Genomic DNA, 16,665 nt, shown 5'->3' with positions numbered 1-16,665 from the left:
TCCGGGCGGCGCGGAGTGTGTGACGTTCCGTGCGCCGCCCGGAGGGACTTGCGGGATTTCCTTACGCCGTGCCGGTGAGGTGTTCCGGCCGTACCGGCGTCCGGTTCAGCTCCAGCCCCGTCGCGTTCCGGATCGCCGCGAGGACGGCCGGGGTCGACGACAGGGTGGGGGCCTCGCCGATGCCGCGCAGCCCGTAGGGGGCGTGGTCGTCGGCGAGTTCGAGCACGTCGACGGGGATGGTCGGCGTGTCGAGGATCGTGGGGATGAGGTAGTCCGTGAAGGAGGGGTTGCGCACCTTCGCGGTCTTGGGGTCGACGATGATCTCCTCCATGACCGCCACGCCGAGCCCCTGGGTCGTACCGCCCTGGATCTGGCCGATGACGGACAGCGGGTTGAGCGCCTTGCCGACGTCCTGGGCGCAGGCCAGCTCGATCACCTTCACCAGGCCGAGCTCGGTGTCCACCTCGACGACGGCGCGGTGCGCGGCGAAGGAGTACTGGACGTGGCCGAAGCCCTGGCCGGTGCGCAGGTCGAAAGCCTCGGTCGGACGGTGCCGCCACTCGGCCTCGATCTCGACGGTCTCGCCTTCGAGGACGTCCACCAGGTCGGCGAGCACTTCGCCGCCGTCGGTGACGACCTTGCCGCCCTCGAGCAACAGCTCCGCCGTCGCCCAAGCCGGGTGGTAGGAGCCGAACTTGCGGCGCCCGATCTCCAGGACCTTCTCGCGGACCAGCTCGCAGGAGTTCTTGACGGCGCCGCCGGTGACGTACGTCTGCCGCGACGCGGACGTCGAACCGGCGCTGCCCACCTGCGTGTCCGCCGGGTGGATCGTCACCTGCGCGACGCCCAGCTCGGTGCGGGCGATCTGCGCGTGGACGGTGACACCGCCCTGGCCGACCTCCGCCATGGCCGTGTGCACGGTCGCGACGGGCTCGCCGCCGACGACCTCCATGCGCACCTTGGCGGTGGAGTAGTCGTCGAAGCCCTCGGAGAAGCCGACGTTCTTGATGCCGACCGCGTAGCCGATGCCACGTACGACGCCTTCACCGTGCGTGGTGTTGGACAGACCGCCCGGCAGCTGCCGTACGTCCGCGCCCTCGCTGCTCTCCCACTGGCGCTCCGGCGGGAGCGGCATCGCCTTGACGCGGCGCAGGAGTTCGGCGACCGGCGCCGGGGAGTCGACCGGCTGCCCGGTCGGCATGATGGTCCCCTGCTCCATGGCGTTCAGCTGCCGGAACCTGATCGGGTCCATGCCGAGCTGCTGGGCCACCTTGTCCATCTGCGCCTCGTAGGCGAAGCACGCCTGGACCGCGCCGAAGCCGCGCATCGCGCCGCAGGGCGGGTTGTTGGTGTAGAGGGCGATGGCCTCGATGTCGACGTCCTCGACGACGTACGGGCCGATGCTGAGCGAGGAGGCGTTGCCGACGACCGCGGGGGACGCGGAGGCGTACGCTCCGCCGTCCAGCACGATTCGGCACTTGACGTGGGTGAGCTTGCCGTCCTTCGTGGCGCCGTGCTCGTAGTAGAGCTTGGCGGGGTGGCGGTGGACGTGCCCGAAGAAGGACTCGAACCGGTTGTAAACGATCTTTACGGGCTTCCCGGTCCGCAGCGCCAGCAGGCAGGCGTGGATCTGCATCGACAGGTCCTCGCGGCCGCCGAAGGCCCCGCCCACGCCGGACAGCGTCATCCGGACCTTGCTCTCGGGCAGGCCGAGGACGGGCGCGATCTGGCGCAGGTCGGAGTGCAGCCACTGGGTGGCGATGTAGAGGTGGACGCCGCCGTCCTCGTCCGGCACGGCGAGGCCGGACTCCGGGCCGAGGAAGGCCTGGTCCTGCATGCCGAAGGTGTACTCGCCCTTGACGATCACGTCGGCCCGCTTGGCGGCCTGTGCCGCGTCGCCGCGGAAGATCGGCTGGCGGTGCACGATGTTCGGGTGCGGGACGTGGCCGCTGTGGTGGTCGTCGCGGCCCTCGTGGATGAGGATCGCGTCCGGGGCGGTCGCGGAGGCCTCGTCGGTGATGACGGGCAGTTCGCGGTACTCGACCTTGATCTTGGCGGCGGCGCGGCGCGCGGTCTCCGGGTGGTCGGCGGCGACGATCGCGACCGGCTCACCGTGGTGGCGTACCTTGCCGTGCGCGAGGACCGGGGTGTCCTGGATCTCCAGGCCGTAGTTCTTCACGTCGGTCGGCAGGTCGTCGTACGTCATGACGGCGTAGACGCCCGCCATGGCGAGGGCCTCGCTCGTGTCGATGGACACGATCTCGGCGTGCGCGACGGTGGAGCGCAGGATCTGGCCCCAGAGCATGTCCTCGTGCCACATGTCGGACGAGTACGCGAACTCGCCGGTGACCTTGAGGGTGCCGTCCGGGCGGAGCGTCGACTCACCGATGCCGCCCTTGGTCTGGGACCCCTGGGTGATCTTCGTGGGAGCGCCATTGGTAGGCATGTTCTTCAGACCGCCTCTCCCTGCCGGGCGGCCGCGAGGCGGACCGCATCCATGATCTTCTCGTAGCCGGTGCAGCGGCACAGGTTGCCCGACAGCGCCTCGCGGATGTCCGCGTCGGTCGGGTTCGGGTTGCGCTCCAGCATCTCGTCGGCGGCGACCAGCAGACCCGGGGTGCAGAAGCCGCACTGGACGGCGCCGGCGTCGATGAACGCCTGCTGGATCGGGGAGAGTTCGGTGCCCTCGCCGGTCTGGGAGTCCTGCCCCTTGGCGGCCCTCCCCCAGGCATCGCCCGGGGGGACTCCCAGCTGGGCGTTCTGCAGCGAAGTGCCGCAGGCACCGGTCGCACAACCACCGTGCTCGGCACGCTGCTTGGCGAAGTCGGCGAGCCCCTCGACGGTCACGACCTCACGGCCCTCGACCTGACCGGCGGCCACCAGGCACGAACACACCGGCACGCCGTCGAGTCTGACCGTGCAGGACCCGCACTCACCCTGCTCACAGGCGTTCTTCGACCCCGGCAGACCGAGCCGCTCACGCAGCACGTACAGCAGGGACTCGCCCTCCCACACGTCGTCGGCTTCCTGCGGACGTCCATTGACAGTGAAGTTGACGCGCATCAGGCGACTCCCTCCGTGCGGGCGGCGGTGCCGCGGTACGACTCCCAGGTCCAGGTCAGCGTGCGGCGGGCCATGATGCCGACCGCGTGGCGGCGGTAGCTCGCCGTGCCCCGGACGTCGTCGATCGGGTTGCAGGCGCCGGAGCACAGCTCCGCGAACTGCTTGGCGACCGACGGGGTGATGATCTTGCCGTTGTCCCAGAAGCCGCCCTCTTCGAGCGCCGCGTTCAGGAACTCCTCGGCGGCCTTGGCCCGCACGGGCGTGGGAGCGGCAGAACCGATCCCCGTACGAACGGTCCGCGACTCGGGATGCAGGGCCAGCCCGAAGGCGCACACGGCGATGACCATCGCGTTGCGCGTGCCGACCTTGGAGTACTGCTGGGGCCCGTCGGCCTTCTTGATGTGCACGGCCCGGATGAGCTCATCCGCTGCCAGCGCGTTGCGCTTCACGCCGGTGTAGAACTCGTCGATCGGGATACGGCGGCTGCCGCGCACCGACTCGACCTCGACCTCGGCGCCTGCCGCGAGCAGGGCGGGGTGGGCGTCGCCGGCCGGGGAGGCGGTGCCGAGGTTGCCGCCGACGCCGCCGCGGTTGCGGATCTGCGGGGAGGCGACCGTGTGCGAGGCGAGGGCGAGGCCCGGCAGCTCGGCGCGCAGGTTCTCCATGATGTGGGTGTACGGGACGGAGGCGCCGAGCCGCACGCTGTCCTCGCCGACCTCCCACTCGTAGAGGTCGCCGATGCGGTTCAGGTCGAGGAGGTACTCGGGCCGGCGGTGGTCGAAGTTGATCTCGACCATCACATCGGTGCCACCCGCAATCGGCACAGCGGTGGGGTGCTCTGCCTTAGCGGCGAGCGCCTCCTCCCAGCTGGCGGGGCGAAGGAAGTCCATGACCGGCTCTCTTCTTCGTCTCGTGGGTCGTACGGTTTGAGCCAGATCAGGTGCGGCAGGTCCGGCTCGTTCATGTGCTGTTAACGCGCATTGACGTCAGTACACAGCGCCGTGCTCCACCGCGGTCAGTCACGGAAACCATGAAGGAGTTGGCTGGCCAGGGCGGGCATCTTGTAGATTCGTATGAACGGAGGTCACCAGTAACCTCCTGGTTTTCCCGTGGAAACGTGAGACACAGCCCTTGTGACCAGGGACACAGCCGGGACACAGCTCGGGAGACGCCGGTCACCATGGACCGGCCCGCCGGACGGGCCGCTCACCACACGACCCTCCTGGATCCATCGTAGATTTCGAGACAAAGAACGGCGGCGACGAGAATGCGGCTGCGCGCACTGCTGGACACCGACGCGCTGGGCCTCAAGCTGCTCGGCGGCGAGGAAGAGCTGGACCGCACCGTGCGCGGTGTGATGACCACCGACCTCAGGGACCCCAGCCGCTATCTCTCGGGCGGTGAGCTGGTGCTCACCGGGCTGGCCTGGCGCAGGAACGCCGCGGACTCCGAGCCTTTCGTCCGCCTGCTGGTGCAGGCCGGCGTGGCCGCGCTGGCGGCGGGTGAGGCCGAGATGGGCGACATCCCCGACGACCTGGTGCTGGCCTGCACCCGGCACCGTCTGCCGCTCTTCGCGGTGCACGAGTCGGTGGCGTTCGCGACGATCACCGAGCATGTCGTACGGCAGGTCAGCGGCGAGCGGGCCGGGGACCTCGCGGCCGTCGTCGACCGCCACCGCCGGATGATGACGTCGGGCCCGGCGGGCGGCGGTCCGGACGTCGTCCTCGACCTCCTGGGCTCGGACCTGGACCTGCGGGCGTGGGTGCTGTCACCGACCGGGCGGCTCATCGCGGGCTCGAAGGAGGGTGGCCCGGCGCTGCCCGCGGACATGTGCGCGAAGCTGGCGGCGGAGCACCTGTCGGCCGCCCGCACGGGCCGTCGCGGCCCCCACCGCATGGCCATAGGCAGCACGCCGTACTCCCTCTTCCCGATCCGCAGCAGCGGCCGCTCCCCGCGGGCCTCGCGGGACGTGCGCGAGACGGTGCTGTCGGACTGGCTGCTGGCCGTGGAGGCGGACGCGAGCGACTGGCCCGAGGAGCGGCTCGACCTGCTCCAGGGCGTCACACAGCTGATCGCGGTGGAACGGGACCGCAGGGACGCAGCCCGCACGGTCCGCCGCCGCCTCGCCCAGGAGGTCCTGGAGCTGGTCCAGACGGGCGCGGCGCCGGCCGAGATCGCCGCGCGCCTGCGGGTGGCGGCGCCGGTGCTGCTGCCCGGCCTGGGCGCGGCCCCCCACTGGCAGGTGGTGGTGGCCCGCGTCGAGTGGGAGGGCGGGGACACCGAGCCCGGCCCGATCGCCCAGTCCCTCCTGGAGGAGATCCTGGTCGACCCGCTCGCGACCGGCCCCGAGCCGTCCGACCGCATCGCCGTGGCCCACACCGGCGACGAGGCCATCGCGCTCGTCCCCCTCCCGGCGGTGCCGTCGGAGCACGACGGCTCCGAAGCGGGGATCCACGCGGACGCCCTCCTCGACTCGATCCGGGAGGCGCTGTCGGCGGGCCTGGACGGCGACGGCCGGGTCACCCTCGGCGTGAGCGCGGCGGTGCACTCGGCGGAGGGCCTGCGCGGCGCCCTGGAGGAGGCCCGGCATGCCCGCCGGGTGGCGGCGGCCCGCACGGGCCGTGTCTGCGCCGCAGGCCACCAGGAGCTGGCCTCCCACGTCCTCCTGCTCCCCTTCGTGCCGGACGACGTACGCCGAGCCTTCACGGCCCGCCTCCTGGACCCCCTGCGCGACTACGACCGCCGCCACCGCGCCGAACTGATCCCCACCCTGGAAGCCTTCCTCGACTGCGACGGCTCCTGGACCCGCTGCGCGACCCGGCTGCACCTGCACGTCAACACACTGCGCTACCGGGTAGGGCGGATCGAGCAGTTGACGAGCCGGGACCTCTCCCGCCTGGAGGACAAGCTGGATTTCTTCTTGGCATTGCGGATGAGTTGAGCCCGCGCGAGCCCTCCCGAGCCCTCGTGCGGATGGCACCAAGTGCCGCCGCTGTCCCACGACTTTGTGAAATCCTTCACCCACCCCCTTGGCCGGGCGAGCGGATTCGTGCTGAGATGCCGCCACCACTCAACAGCTCGATGGCGTGCTCGGGGAGGGCGAGGTGGCGTATACCGCCATGTCTGGTAACGGAACGACCGCCGGTGACGATCCACTCCAGACCGCGGTATGGCGGCTGCGCTCACGCGCTTGCTGGGCGGACGCGGCGGCCCTGCTACAGCCGGTGACCGCGCAGACCGCGCTGCAGCGGGCGTCGCTGCTGGTGGAGCGCTGTCTCTACACCGAGCAGGGCTGGGAGGAGGCCGAGGACGCGCTCCGCACGGCCGAGGCGCTCGCGCACGGTGACGACGAGCGGGGCGCGGCCGCTTGTGAACGCGGGCAACTTGCCTACGCGTCGACACTGCACGGAGTGCGCGACCGGGCCGACGAGGCGCGGGCCGCGCTGGGGCGGGCGGCGGCGCTGATCCCTCCGGGGGCGGCGGGCAGGGCTCTGCTCGACTTCCGCCGGGGGCTCCTGGCGGAGAACCTGACGCGCTCCCCGCAGGCGGCGCGGGCGGCCTACCGCCGCGCACACGCGGGCGCGACAGCACACGGCGACCCGCTCCTGCTCTCCTTCACCTGGCGCCACTTGGCCGGACTCGCCCTGCGGGACGGCGAGTTGGCGGAGGCCCGGCACGGCTTCGCCGAATCCCTCCGCATCCGCGAGGAGTTGGGCTACCTCGTGGGCACGGCCCCCGCCCTGGCGTCTCTCGCCGACGCGGAGACCGAACCGGAGGCCGCACGGCTGCGCGAGGAGGCCCGCCGCCTGTTCCGCCTCCTGGGCGGCGTACCGACCTGGCTGGCCCGCCAGTTGGCCCCCACCCCGCCGACGACGGGAGCGGCCACGGCGTGACTGCGTCGGCTGGGCCGAGTCACAGGTGCCGTTCGCTTTGCGGGTTGGACTGGGTGCCGCCCGCGCCCACCCGTGCCGCCCCAGCGGCACGACTGCCCGCGGCTGGGGCGGACGCACCCACAGCCGCGCACGGCCCCGACCCACAACACACCCGCCCGCGCTACGCGCACCCCCACTCCACCCGCACAGGCCGCCGCAGGTACCCCGGCCCAACCGGCGGACGCTACCCCGCGAAGTGCTCCCCCACCAGCGACCGCACCCCATCCAGATCCCCGGCGATCAACGCGTCCAGCAGTGCCATGTGTTCGGCCGCGTCGGCGATGAGGTCGGCGTGACCCCGGCCGGACGAGAGGACGGCGCTGACCAGGGGCCACTGGGCGCGCCGGTGGAGGTCGTCGGCGATCTGGACGAGTTGTTCGTTGCCGCAGAGGGAGAGCACGGCGCGGTGGAAGGTGCGATCGGTCTCCGCGTACGTGGCCCGGCAGCCGGTCGAGGCCGCCCGGACCGTCGCCTCCGCCAACGGGCGTAGTTCCGCCCAGCGTTCGACAGGGACGGTGCGAGCGAGCCGGAGCATCACCGGGACCTCGATCAGCGCCCGGACCTCGGCCAGCTCGGCCAGTTCCCGGGCGCCGCGTTCGACCACCCGGAACCCCCGGTTGGGGACGACCTCGACGGCGCCCTCCAGCGCGAGCTGCTGCATGGCCTCGCGCACCGGCGTGGCGGAGACACCGAAGCGTTCGCCGAGTGCGGGGGCCGAGTAGACCGCGCCGGGAGTCAGCTCACCGGCGACGAGCGCGGTACGCAGGGCGTCGAGGATCTGCCCCCGCACCGAGGCCCGCTGGACGACCGGACGCGGCCGCGGGATCGGCTGCTCACTGTGGGTGTGCTCACCCCGAGCCGTCGGCGCCGAGGCACCGGCACCCCGCTCCCGATCCAGGTCCACGCCCAGGTCCACGCCCGGGGCCCGGCCCTGCGGCGGCACCCGCGGCACCTGCGGCGCCCCTGAGCCCCCCGGCACCTGAGAGACCGGCGGAATCCCCGTAGCCGCGGAGCCCTGCGCGCCCTGCTTCACGGGTCCTCCTCCGGACGTGTCAGTACTTGGGGTCATTACGGCGGGTTGTTACTCGCCCGTCAAGCACCATAGGCGCAGAACTCGACAGTTCAAACCGCAGCGATCTTGGGTAAGGTAAGCCTTACCTTCAAAGTCTCACGGATCGGCGGCCTCCATGTCCGTGCCCCCCATAGCCCTCGCAGACGCCTACACCCGTCTCACCGAGGTCTTCCCGGGGCTCGACATCACCCAGCCGTCCACCGACGAACAGCTCCCCAGCCGCGGCGGCTGGATCACCGCCGCCTCGCTCGCGGACGGCGGCACCGGCCTCGACGCGTTCCTGGCCTGGGACGACGCGCAGGTACTGCGCGACTACGGACAGCCCGCCCGCCCCGATGTCGTCGCCGGCTTCGGTCTGCACCGGTACGCCTGGCCCGTCTGCCTGCTGATCACCGTGCCGTGGTTCCTGCTCCGCCGCGTCCCCCGCTTCCCCGTGACGCAAGTCTCGTACGACCGTACGGCCCCCGGCCTCGCCCTAGGCCGCCTGGCCGCCCGCCCCACCACCTTCGCCTGCCTGCCCGGCGACCCGGCGGCCACCCTGCCCGGCGCCCGGGTCGTCCCCGACGAGGAGGCGTTGCGCGCGGAGGTACGGGCCGCCGTCGCCGAGCACCTGGAACCCGTGCTCACCGGCTTCGGGCCGCGCATGCGGCGGCGCGGACGCGCACTGTGGGGCATGGCGACCGACGAACTGGTCGAGGGCCTGTGGTACGTCGCCCACCTGTTCGGCGACGGCGAGCAGGACCGGGCGCGGCACGAGCTGGAGCTGCTGCTGCCGGGCGCGACGCAGCCGTACGTCGGCTCGGCCGCCTTCCGCGAACTCACCGGACCGGACGGCGCGCCACTGCCCACCCGGGACCGGGCGAGCTGCTGCATGTTCTACACGCTGCGCCCCGAGGACACCTGCACCACCTGCCCGCGCACCTGCGACGCGGACCGGGTCACCAAGCTTCTGGCCACCGCCAGTTGAGGCACCCTCAGACACGGGCGTAAGCCGCCGTGCCGTAAGATCACCCGCGAGCAGGACACCCGTTACGGTTACAGGCGTTTCACAAATTCCTCACTTCGCGCAGGAACTTTCCGTGGAACCACCCGCACGGGTAGTGTTGTTCGAACTCAACTCCCGCCCCTCAAGCGGCAGTTCGAGCAGAACGCCGCCCTGGGCATCCCCTTGCACTTCCTTGGCGGCCTCTTGCCCCGAAACCCCCTGAGGGCCGTTGGGATTGGGCCACTATGGCGGGCGTTACGCCCTATCCCAATGCAAGGGACCCCAGATGAGATTGACCGACATATCGCTGAACTGGTTGCTTCCGGGCGCCGTCCTGCTCCTGGGCCTGCTGGCGGCGATAGCGGTGCTCCGGCGCGGGAAGACCCCGGGGAAGGACGCAGTCGCGGACGACTCGTGGGAGCGCAGCGAAGAGCGCCGTAGGCGCAAGGAGGCCATATACGGCACCGCCTCCTATGTGCTGCTGTTCTGCTGCGCGGCCGTGGCCGCCGCCCTCTCCTTCCACGGCCTGGTCGGCTTCGGCGAACAGAACCTCGGCCTCCACAACGGCTGGCAGTACCTCGTGCCGTTCGGCCTGGACGGCGCCGCGATGTTCTGTTCCGTCCTCGCGGTGCGCGAGGCCAGCCACGGTGACGCGGCGCTCGGCTCCCGGATACTCGTATGGACGTTCGCGGCCGCCGCAGCCTGGTTCAACTGGGTGCACGCGCCCAGGGGCATCGGCCACGACGGCGCCCCGCACTTCTTCGCCGGCATGTCCCTGTCCGCGGCGGTGCTGTTCGACCGGGCGCTGAAGCAGACCCGCCGGGCCGCCCTGCGCGAGCAGGGTCTGGTGCCGAGGCCTCTCCCGCAGATCCGGATCGTCCGCTGGCTGCGGGCTCCCCGCGAGACGTACAAGGCCTGGTCGCTGATGCTCCTGGAGGGCGTGCGCAGCCTGGACGAGGCGGTCGACGAGGTTCGCGAGGACATGCGGCAGAAGGAGTCGGCCCGCCTGCGCCGACGCGAACAGCAGCGCATGGAGCGTGCCCAGCTGAAGGCCATCAGCCGGGGCCACCGCGGCTTCGTCGGCCGTGGCGGCGGACGGCAGGTGGAGCCGCAGGCGGCCCTGGAGCGTGCCTCGGCCCAAGTCTCCGCGGAGCCTGCCATATCCGCGCCGGAGCAACTGCCCGTACGCTCACGTCCCTCCCTGCAGCCCGTACGCACCGGTTCTGACCCGGTCGCGGTCGACCTCACCGCGGAGGACGACACAATGGCGCTGCCACGGCTCGACTCCCTGGAGCGCAAGCTCAAGGATCTTGAGCAGCAGTTCGGCTGAGAACGCCTCTCATCGACGGGAAGGGGCGCGACCCGAAGCTCGGGTCGCGCCCCTTCCCGTTGTCATACGGCAGCCGTCGTCACACGGCGCCCGCGTCGAGTTCGAACCACACCGCCTTCCCCACGCCATGTGACCGCACACCCCAGGCGTCCGCGAGGGACTGCACCAGGATCAGACCTCTGCCGTTCGTACCGTTGTCGGCGTTCGGTACGCGCAGTCTGGGCCTGCGGGCCACGAAGTCCCGCACCTCCACTCTGAGTCCGCCCGGTCCGACGGTCGCCGTCAGGACCGCTTCACGGTCGGTGTGGACGAGCGCGTTGGTCACGAGCTCGCTGGTGAGCAGTTCGGCTATGTCCGATCGTCCGGGCCTGCCCCAGTGCCGTAACAGCTCGCGCAGAGCCCTGCGTGCCTCCGGTACGGCCCGCAGGTCCGCCCTGCCGAGTCTGCGCCTGAGCTGAGGCGTCTGCGCGTGTTCCCCGGCGCTCGCGGCCCTGTCCTCCACTGCCTCCGCCGAGGAGGCCCCTACCGTGATGGGACCGCCTCCCCGTGCCTGCCTCTTCATGACCCCCGCCCGCGTGCCGATGTCGGTTCCCCTCCTGGCTCGAACACGTTCACGGGAACCATTTCCCAGTCGGACCGGCGGCAGTCATGTCGAATCGTCAACGACCAGGTGTTCGGCCAACGTTGCGGCAGCCCGTGCCGGTGCAGGAAACCCGGAACGTCACCCGTCGGCCGCCCGGAAGCCACCCTGCGCGAGGACCGAACCGTGTCGGCCACCGGCGGCGGGCCCGGCTTCCGGGCCGGAGGCAGGCTTCGGGAGGGAGGAGGCGAGGCGGTTCGATCCGCTCCTGGAGGGGCGGCCGACCAGGGCAGTCCTGCACGACTGGGTGCCGACTGCCCCAGGGGCGTGCGGACCGCAAGAGGTCGGCCCATCCACCGATTGCGCCCTGCGGATCCGGACGTACCCGAGGCAGACGCGTGGCTGTCGGGGCTTGACGTCGGGGCGCTGTCGGAGCCGATGCCCGCAGCCGGCGAAACTGGCCGGAATTCGCTGCCTCAGCTGCCGTCCACGCCTTTGGTTCCGACGTAGTTCACGGTGCGGGGCCGCCCGCCCGACCCCCGTCCGGGAGGGCGGCCCCGCTGATGTGGTGGTCCGGTGGTTCGGTGGTGCGTCGGTCGGCGTCGGTCAGTAGAGCTTGTTGACCGCCGTGGTGGTCGTCTTCTTGAAGGCCTTCACCGGCGCGCTCGTGAAGTCGCCCATCTGCCCCCACTGCACGACGGTGACGGTGCCGCCGTCGCGGCCGACGGAGAGGAGGTGGATGTCCATGGCGCCCCACGAGGCGCGGGTGTGCACGCCGTGGACGCGGGCGCCCTCCTCGACCGGCAGGCTGCCGTAGCTCCTGTACTCGGCCTCGATCTCCGGGTCGGCGTCGCTGCGCAGGGCGCAGGTCCGGATCTCCTTGTTGAGGCGGGTGGCGAGGGCCTTGGCCTTGGCGTTGTCGCCGACGACGACGTTGAGCTGCTGGGCACTGGTCTCGAGCTCGGTGCGGAAGGTGCGGTGGCGGGAGTCGTAGGCGAGCAGGGCGTCGCCGAGGCAGCCCTGCATCTCCTCCGGGATGCCGTCGGTGACCTTGTCCGCGGTCCAGGCGGAGGAGGGGTGCGGCGGGAGTTCGGACGCCGACAGGAACTTCGGTGCGGGCGCCTTCGTCGCGGCGCCGGCCGGTGCGGCGTTGAGTGCGGCGCCTGCGGTGAGGCCCGCGACGGCGAGTGCGGCGAGCACGCCGGCTCGGGTGCGCTTGGGCATGGGTGTCCCCCGTGAGTGAGATGAGTGCGTGAACGATCAGAAGTCGGTCGTCACCGACGCCGGATGGTCCGTCCGGCCCCCCTGGGCCCTGTCGGCCTGGTCGGTGCGACACCAAGAGCATCAGCCGTCACAGTCGTCGGGCGCAACCGCCGCCGCCCGATCCGCGACGGTGGAACCATCCCAGCCCTTCTGACGTGCAGGTATATGGAGTGCCTGGGATGCCGTCCCGGGACGGGGAGCACGCGGGGGAACAATGTCGGAAGTACAGGGCGACGACGTCCGGGAGTTCGCGGCGTTACTCAGACGTCTGAAGGAGCGCACCGACCGCAGCTACGGTCAGCTGGCCCGCCGCCTGAACATGAACACCTCCACGCTGCACCGCTACTGCGCCGGCGACGCGGTCCCCCTCGACTTCGCGCCCGTGGAGCGCTTCGCCGCCCTGTGCCAGGCGACGCCGGAGGAGCGGCTGGAGCTGCACCGGCGGTGGATCCTGGCGGTGGCGGCACGACAGCGGGCACGGACGGCGAGTCCCCCGGCGGCGCCGAACGCCCCCTCCTCTGCGGACAGTTCCCCGGCCCACTCCGCCTCGGAGGTGCCCGAAGAGCCGGCACCGGCCAAGCCTGCCCACCGCCCCTGGTACCGCCGCCGACGCCTCCTGGTCTCCGCGGCTGTGGCGACGGCACTCCTCGCCACGCTCGGCAGCCTCTCCGCCCTGCCGGACGACGACCACCCGCGGGCGAGCGACTCCGTCCAGGGCGCCGATCCGACCCGTACGACCGACGCGGGCACTCCGCGCCCGAAGTCGACCAGGTCGACGAGCCCCACCCCGACCGCCGCGTCATCCTCGGCCGACGCGTCGAAGAAGTCCTCCGCCAAGCCCACCGAATCCGCCGCCAAGCCCCCCAAGGAAGCCGGCCGGCAGGAACCGCCGGCCGGCGTCCCCCTCACCTGGAGCGCCAACTCCCACGTCTGGCAGGCCGGCTGCGGCCACGACTACGTCATCGCCAAGTCCCCGGAGCAGGTGCCCCCGCCTCCGGCCCCGCAGGACGCCAGGACCTGGGCGGCGACCCAGAACGCGGTGCACGGGCGGCAGACCATGGTGGAGATCGCCGTGCAGGGGCGGACGTCGACGGCCGTCGTCCTGGACGCGCTCCGCGTGCGGGTCGTCGGCCGCTCGGCACCCGTCGAGGGCATCTCGTACGCCATGGACCACGGCTGCGGCGGTGCGCTGACGCCCCGCTACTTCGATGTCGACCTGGACAAGGACCGGCCCATCGCCCGCCCGGTCGACGGCAACGACACGGGCACCCCGATCCCGGCGATGAAGCTGCCGTACCGGGTGTCGGCCGAGGACCCGGAGGTGCTGCTGGTCGACGCGCAGACGGAGAGCTGCGACTGCAGCTGGTACCTCGAACTGGACTGGTCCTCCCAGGGCCGCACCGGCACGATCCGCATCGATGACCACGGCCGCCCGTTCCGTACGACGAGCGTCAAGGGACTGCCGAACTACGCGTACGACACCTCGGCCCGCACGTGGGTGCCGTACACCTGAGACGCACCGCCGGGGGCAGGGCTACGCCTCCCATACACCGGCGGCCGTACGGTCGTCGGCGTACCCCTTGACCCGGACCTGGGTGTCGGCGAGGAAGGCGGCGAGGCCGGGCGGCTCGGGGCCGGACCAGCGTGCGGTCAGGTGGGCGGCGAGTTCGGGTTCGCCGCGCAGCGGGTCGGCGAGGCCGCCGGTGCACATCAGGAGCGTGTCTCCCGGGCGGGCCACCGAGGCGCGGAAGCGGAAGGGTTCGCGGGGCGTCTCGGGGGCCGGGTCGTAGGGGCTCGGGGGTGTGGTGATGCCGAGGTCCATGGTGAGGCGGTCGCCCTCGGGCGTCTCGGCCGGCAACGAGCCGAAGCCGACGACGGGTTCGCCGGCGGCGTCGGTGACGCGGGGCTCTATGTCCTGCCATTCGCCGTCCCGCAGCCGGAAGAGCCCGCCCCCGCCGACGCCGAAGAAGACACGTGTACGGCACTCGGGGTCGGCGGGCAGGAGGAGGCAGCGCAGCGTCGCCGCGTACTCCTCCGGTTCGATGCCCTGTTCGGCGGCGCTGGCGCGGAGTTTGCCGAGGCTGCGGTCGGTGAGGCGGTGCAGGCCGGACTTCAGGTCGCCGCGCCGTGCGGCCCTGATGTCCTCCGCGAGCCTCGGATGGCTGCGGCCGACGGCCCGGCCGATCCAGTGACAGGCCTCGGCGGCGGCGCGGTGGGCATTGGGGGTGGCCCGGGCGCCGGTCGCCATCGCCACGAGGACCAGGGCGTGGTCGCCGCTGCCGAAGCGGGCGGTGAGGAGGGAGTCGCGGCGCGGTTCACCCCGGTAGCGGGCGGAGTCCCCGCGCAGGGAGACGGCCCGGAGGGTGCAGGCGCCGTAGTGGGCGCCGTCGAGGACGGTGTCGGCGACCAGGTCGTCGAGGTCGTCGGGGTCCGCGGGTGGGAGGGCGGTGGGGTCGGGGGCGTAGGTCGGAGGGCCGTTGCCCACGTAGTCGAGGGGGTCCGGGGGGAGGGTGGGGAGGTCCACCTGGGTCGCCGTCCGGGGCTCGTCGTCACTCGCCGGCGTCGCGCGCTCCTTGGGTGCCTCCTCGGGTGCCTCTTCGGGTGCCTCTTCGGGTGCCTCCACGGTGAATCCCGGCGGCTTCGGCAGACCCGCCGGGAAGGTCGACGGGCCCGGGGCGGCATCCGTGTCGTGCGCGCCGTCCCTCGGCGGCAGAACCGTGGCGCCCGCCCCGGACACCCCGGTCCCTGACGCCCCCGCCCCCGAGCCCGACCGCTGGTTCACCGTCCCCGATGCCGAGGCGAACCGGTCGTCCAGTGAGTCGGGCGCCGCTGTGGGGCCCGTGTCCTCGGTGGCGTCACCGTACAGCTGCCCCCACCAGTCGTCCTCGTGACCGGTGGGCCTTCCCCCCTGCTGGCTCATGCCCTCAATTGTCCACCGCACGGGCCGGATGAAAACGGGGCATCCGGAAAATCCGACCCGGTGAGGCGGCTCGAAAAGGCGTTGTGGAGTGAGGTGTTGAACAGTCTTGCGATACACCAGGCGCGACAAGCGCCGAAACACGTCGCCGGGCGGTCCCACCCCCCACGGGAGAACCGCCCGGCGACTGCCGAGTGACCCGGGCCCGGGTCACGATCTGGGTGACCGAGGCGACGTTCGCGGCGGGAGCGTCTTCGGTCTGTCCTCCGGCGACGTGTACCGCAGGAACGCCATTGGTATGCCCTGCCGCCTGCCCTCGGGCGCGAAAGCGCAGGCCAAGACGGTCCAAGTAGGGCAAAGCGGGCCATGGTTGATGCTGCGGTGGCGACACCTTGGCAGAGTGACGGGTGGTGCGGCGATGATGTGCCGAGGCGGATTTGCGCCGTGGCCGTTTTCCGCCACGGACCGAACACCGGTGTTCATTTGGGGAGGGGCACGGCCCGATGCTGGGAGTGATTGGTCTCGACGAGACGCACGAGTCGGCGTACCGGGCCCTGGTGTCCGTGGGCGCGGCCGACGTACCCGATCTCGCTCGGCGGCTCACGCTCGGCGAGTACGACACCGAGCGCGCCCTGCGCCGTCTGGAGCGGCACGGGCTCGCGGCGCAGTCCTCGGCCCGGCCCGGCCGCTGGGTCGCCGCGCCGCCCGGGGTGGCGCTGGGCGCGCTGCTCACCCAGCAGCGCCACGAGCTGGAGAAGGCCGAGCTGGCGGCCGCGATGCTCGCCGAGGAGTACCGGGCGGGGATCGCCGAGCCCGCCGTGCACGACCTGGTCGAGGTGGTGATCGGCGCGGCTGCGGTCTCGCAGCGCTTCCTGCAGCTCCAGCTCGGGGCGAGCAAGGAGGTGTGCGCCCTGGTCACCGGCAGTCCCGTCGCCGTCACCGGCGTGGAGAACGACGCGGAGGAGCAGGCCGCCGACCGAGGCGTCCGCTACCGCGTGGTCCTGGAGCGCTCGGTCCTCGACCAGCCGCACGGCATCACCGAGCTGTCCGCCGCTCTCGGCCGCGAGGAGCAGGTGCGGATCGTGGACCGGGTCCCGACCAAGCTGGTGATCGCCGACGGGTCCCTCGCCCTGGTGCCGCTCACCTCGCGCACGTCGGAGCCGGCCGCCCTGGTCGTCCACGCGAGCGGGCTCCTGGAGCTGCTCTCCGGCCTGTTCGAGTCGGTGTGGCGGGAGGCGCTGCCGGTACGCCTCGGGCCGTCCGGCGTCACCGAGCAGCAGCCGGACGGGCCCGACGACACCGACCTGGAGGTGCTCTCCCTGCTGCTGGCCGGGCTGACCGACGCGAGCGTGGCCAAGCACCTGGACCTGGGGCTGCGGACCGTGCAGCGCCGGGTGAAGCGGCTGATGGAGCTGACCGGGGTGACGACACGGCTGCAGCTGGGGTGGCACGCGTATGAGCGGGGGTGGGTGGCGCGGGAGCGGCACGGGTGACCGGGGCGCACCTGCGGCGACAAGGCTGAT

General features: G+C 72.0%; 13 protein-coding genes. 6 read left to right on the top strand and 7 right to left on the bottom strand.

Annotated features, from left to right (window positions below):
- Nucleotides 1-61 precede the first annotated feature (61 nt).
- Genes PBV52_RS38645 through PBV52_RS38635 form a run of 3 tightly spaced genes read right to left on the bottom strand, consistent with a single transcriptional unit; the run spans nucleotide 62 to nucleotide 3,953 of the window.
- Nucleotides 62-2,446, bottom strand: a complete 2,385-nt coding sequence (locus PBV52_RS38645; protein WP_274245116.1) for a xanthine dehydrogenase family protein molybdopterin-binding subunit — start codon at nucleotides 2,444-2,446, stop codon at nucleotides 62-64.
- Nucleotides 2,447-2,451: 5 nt separating this feature from the next.
- Entirely contained in the window at nucleotides 2,452-3,063 is a 612-nt protein-coding gene (locus tag PBV52_RS38640; protein WP_274245115.1) for a (2Fe-2S)-binding protein, read from the bottom strand.
- The gene (locus tag PBV52_RS38635; protein ID WP_274245113.1) at nucleotides 3,063-3,953 is read right to left on the bottom strand and encodes a xanthine dehydrogenase family protein subunit M; all 891 of its coding nucleotides are present in this window, start codon (nucleotides 3,951-3,953) and stop codon (nucleotides 3,063-3,065) included. The genes PBV52_RS38640 and PBV52_RS38635 overlap by 1 nt, the downstream gene beginning before the upstream one ends.
- 377 nt (nucleotides 3,954-4,330) lie before the next feature.
- Here PBV52_RS38635 and PBV52_RS38630 point away from each other — a divergent pair, with 377 nt between their 5' ends.
- Complete coding sequence (locus PBV52_RS38630) at nucleotides 4,331-6,004, top strand: PucR family transcriptional regulator (RefSeq protein WP_274245111.1); 1,674 nt, start codon at nucleotides 4,331-4,333, stop codon at nucleotides 6,002-6,004.
- 163 nt (nucleotides 6,005-6,167) lie between these two features.
- Complete coding sequence (locus tag PBV52_RS38625; protein WP_274245109.1) at nucleotides 6,168-6,956, top strand: hypothetical protein; 789 nt, start codon at nucleotides 6,168-6,170, stop codon at nucleotides 6,954-6,956.
- A 223-nt stretch (nucleotides 6,957-7,179) separates the two neighbouring features.
- Here the strand turns inward: PBV52_RS38625 and PBV52_RS38620 are convergent, their stop codons facing one another.
- Entirely contained in the window at nucleotides 7,180-8,028 is an 849-nt protein-coding gene (locus tag PBV52_RS38620) for a GntR family transcriptional regulator (protein ID WP_274245107.1), read from the bottom strand.
- 154 nt (nucleotides 8,029-8,182) lie between these two features.
- On the opposite strand from PBV52_RS38620, the gene PBV52_RS38615 reads away from it, so the two are divergent.
- The gene (locus tag PBV52_RS38615; RefSeq protein ID WP_274245105.1) at nucleotides 8,183-9,034 is read left to right on the top strand and encodes a (2Fe-2S)-binding protein; all 852 of its coding nucleotides are present in this window, start codon (nucleotides 8,183-8,185) and stop codon (nucleotides 9,032-9,034) included.
- A gap of 304 nt (nucleotides 9,035-9,338) precedes the next feature.
- Nucleotides 9,339-10,382, top strand: coding sequence for a DUF2637 domain-containing protein (locus PBV52_RS38610; RefSeq protein WP_274245103.1), 1,044 nt, complete (start codon nucleotides 9,339-9,341; stop codon nucleotides 10,380-10,382).
- 79 nt (nucleotides 10,383-10,461) lie between these two features.
- Here PBV52_RS38610 and PBV52_RS38605 read toward each other — a convergent pair whose 3' ends face one another.
- Together PBV52_RS38605 and PBV52_RS38600 are read right to left on the bottom strand one after the other, a co-directional pair.
- The gene (locus PBV52_RS38605) at nucleotides 10,462-10,884 is read right to left on the bottom strand and encodes an ATP-binding protein (protein WP_274245101.1); all 423 of its coding nucleotides are present in this window, start codon (nucleotides 10,882-10,884) and stop codon (nucleotides 10,462-10,464) included.
- A 684-nt stretch (nucleotides 10,885-11,568) separates the two neighbouring features.
- A complete protein-coding gene (locus tag PBV52_RS38600) occupies nucleotides 11,569-12,186 on the bottom strand; it encodes a hypothetical protein (protein WP_274245099.1) in 618 nt (205 codons plus the stop codon).
- 253 nt (nucleotides 12,187-12,439) lie between these two features.
- On the opposite strand from PBV52_RS38600, the gene PBV52_RS38595 reads away from it, so the two are divergent.
- Nucleotides 12,440-13,738: a helix-turn-helix transcriptional regulator gene (locus PBV52_RS38595; RefSeq protein WP_274245098.1), complete on the top strand. Its 1,299-nt coding sequence runs from the start codon at nucleotides 12,440-12,442 to the stop codon at nucleotides 13,736-13,738.
- Nucleotides 13,739-13,759: 21 nt separating this feature from the next.
- On the opposite strand, the gene PBV52_RS38590 is transcribed toward PBV52_RS38595, so the two are convergent.
- Nucleotides 13,760-15,145 (bottom strand): protein phosphatase 2C domain-containing protein, encoded by a 1,386-nt coding sequence (locus PBV52_RS38590; RefSeq protein WP_274245096.1) that lies wholly within the window; start codon nucleotides 15,143-15,145, stop codon nucleotides 13,760-13,762.
- Nucleotides 15,146-15,645: 500 nt separating this feature from the next.
- Between PBV52_RS38590 and PBV52_RS38585 the strand changes: the two genes are divergently transcribed.
- Entirely contained in the window at nucleotides 15,646-16,635 is a 990-nt protein-coding gene (locus PBV52_RS38585) for a LuxR family transcriptional regulator (protein WP_274245094.1), read from the top strand.
- The last annotated feature ends 30 nt before the right edge of the window (nucleotides 16,636-16,665 follow it).

This window comes from Streptomyces sp. T12 (assembly GCF_028736035.1).
Lineage (GTDB): Bacteria > Actinomycetota > Actinomycetes > Streptomycetales > Streptomycetaceae > Streptomyces.
This window is presented reverse-complemented; position numbering and strand designations above follow the sequence as displayed.

Excerpts from the sequence above, each read along its gene's own strand:
- PBV52_RS38645 (WP_274245116.1), bottom strand. The coding sequence starts at position 2,446 with ATGCCTACCAATGGCGCTCCCACGAAGATCACCCAGGGGTCCCAGACC.
- PBV52_RS38640 (WP_274245115.1), bottom strand. The coding sequence starts at position 3,063 with ATGCGCGTCAACTTCACTGTCAATGGACGTCCGCAGGAAGCCGACGAC.
- PBV52_RS38635 (WP_274245113.1), bottom strand. The coding sequence starts at position 3,953 with ATGGACTTCCTTCGCCCCGCCAGCTGGGAGGAGGCGCTCGCCGCTAAG.
- PBV52_RS38630 (WP_274245111.1), top strand. The coding sequence starts at position 4,331 with ATGCGGCTGCGCGCACTGCTGGACACCGACGCGCTGGGCCTCAAGCTG.
- PBV52_RS38615 (WP_274245105.1), top strand. The coding sequence starts at position 8,183 with ATGTCCGTGCCCCCCATAGCCCTCGCAGACGCCTACACCCGTCTCACC.
- PBV52_RS38610 (WP_274245103.1), top strand. The coding sequence starts at position 9,339 with ATGAGATTGACCGACATATCGCTGAACTGGTTGCTTCCGGGCGCCGTC.
- PBV52_RS38600 (WP_274245099.1), bottom strand. The coding sequence starts at position 12,186 with ATGCCCAAGCGCACCCGAGCCGGCGTGCTCGCCGCACTCGCCGTCGCG.
- PBV52_RS38595 (WP_274245098.1), top strand. The coding sequence starts at position 12,440 with ATGTCGGAAGTACAGGGCGACGACGTCCGGGAGTTCGCGGCGTTACTC.
- PBV52_RS38590 (WP_274245096.1), bottom strand. The coding sequence starts at position 15,145 with ATGAGCCAGCAGGGGGGAAGGCCCACCGGTCACGAGGACGACTGGTGG.
- PBV52_RS38585 (WP_274245094.1), top strand. The coding sequence starts at position 15,646 with ATGCTGGGAGTGATTGGTCTCGACGAGACGCACGAGTCGGCGTACCGG.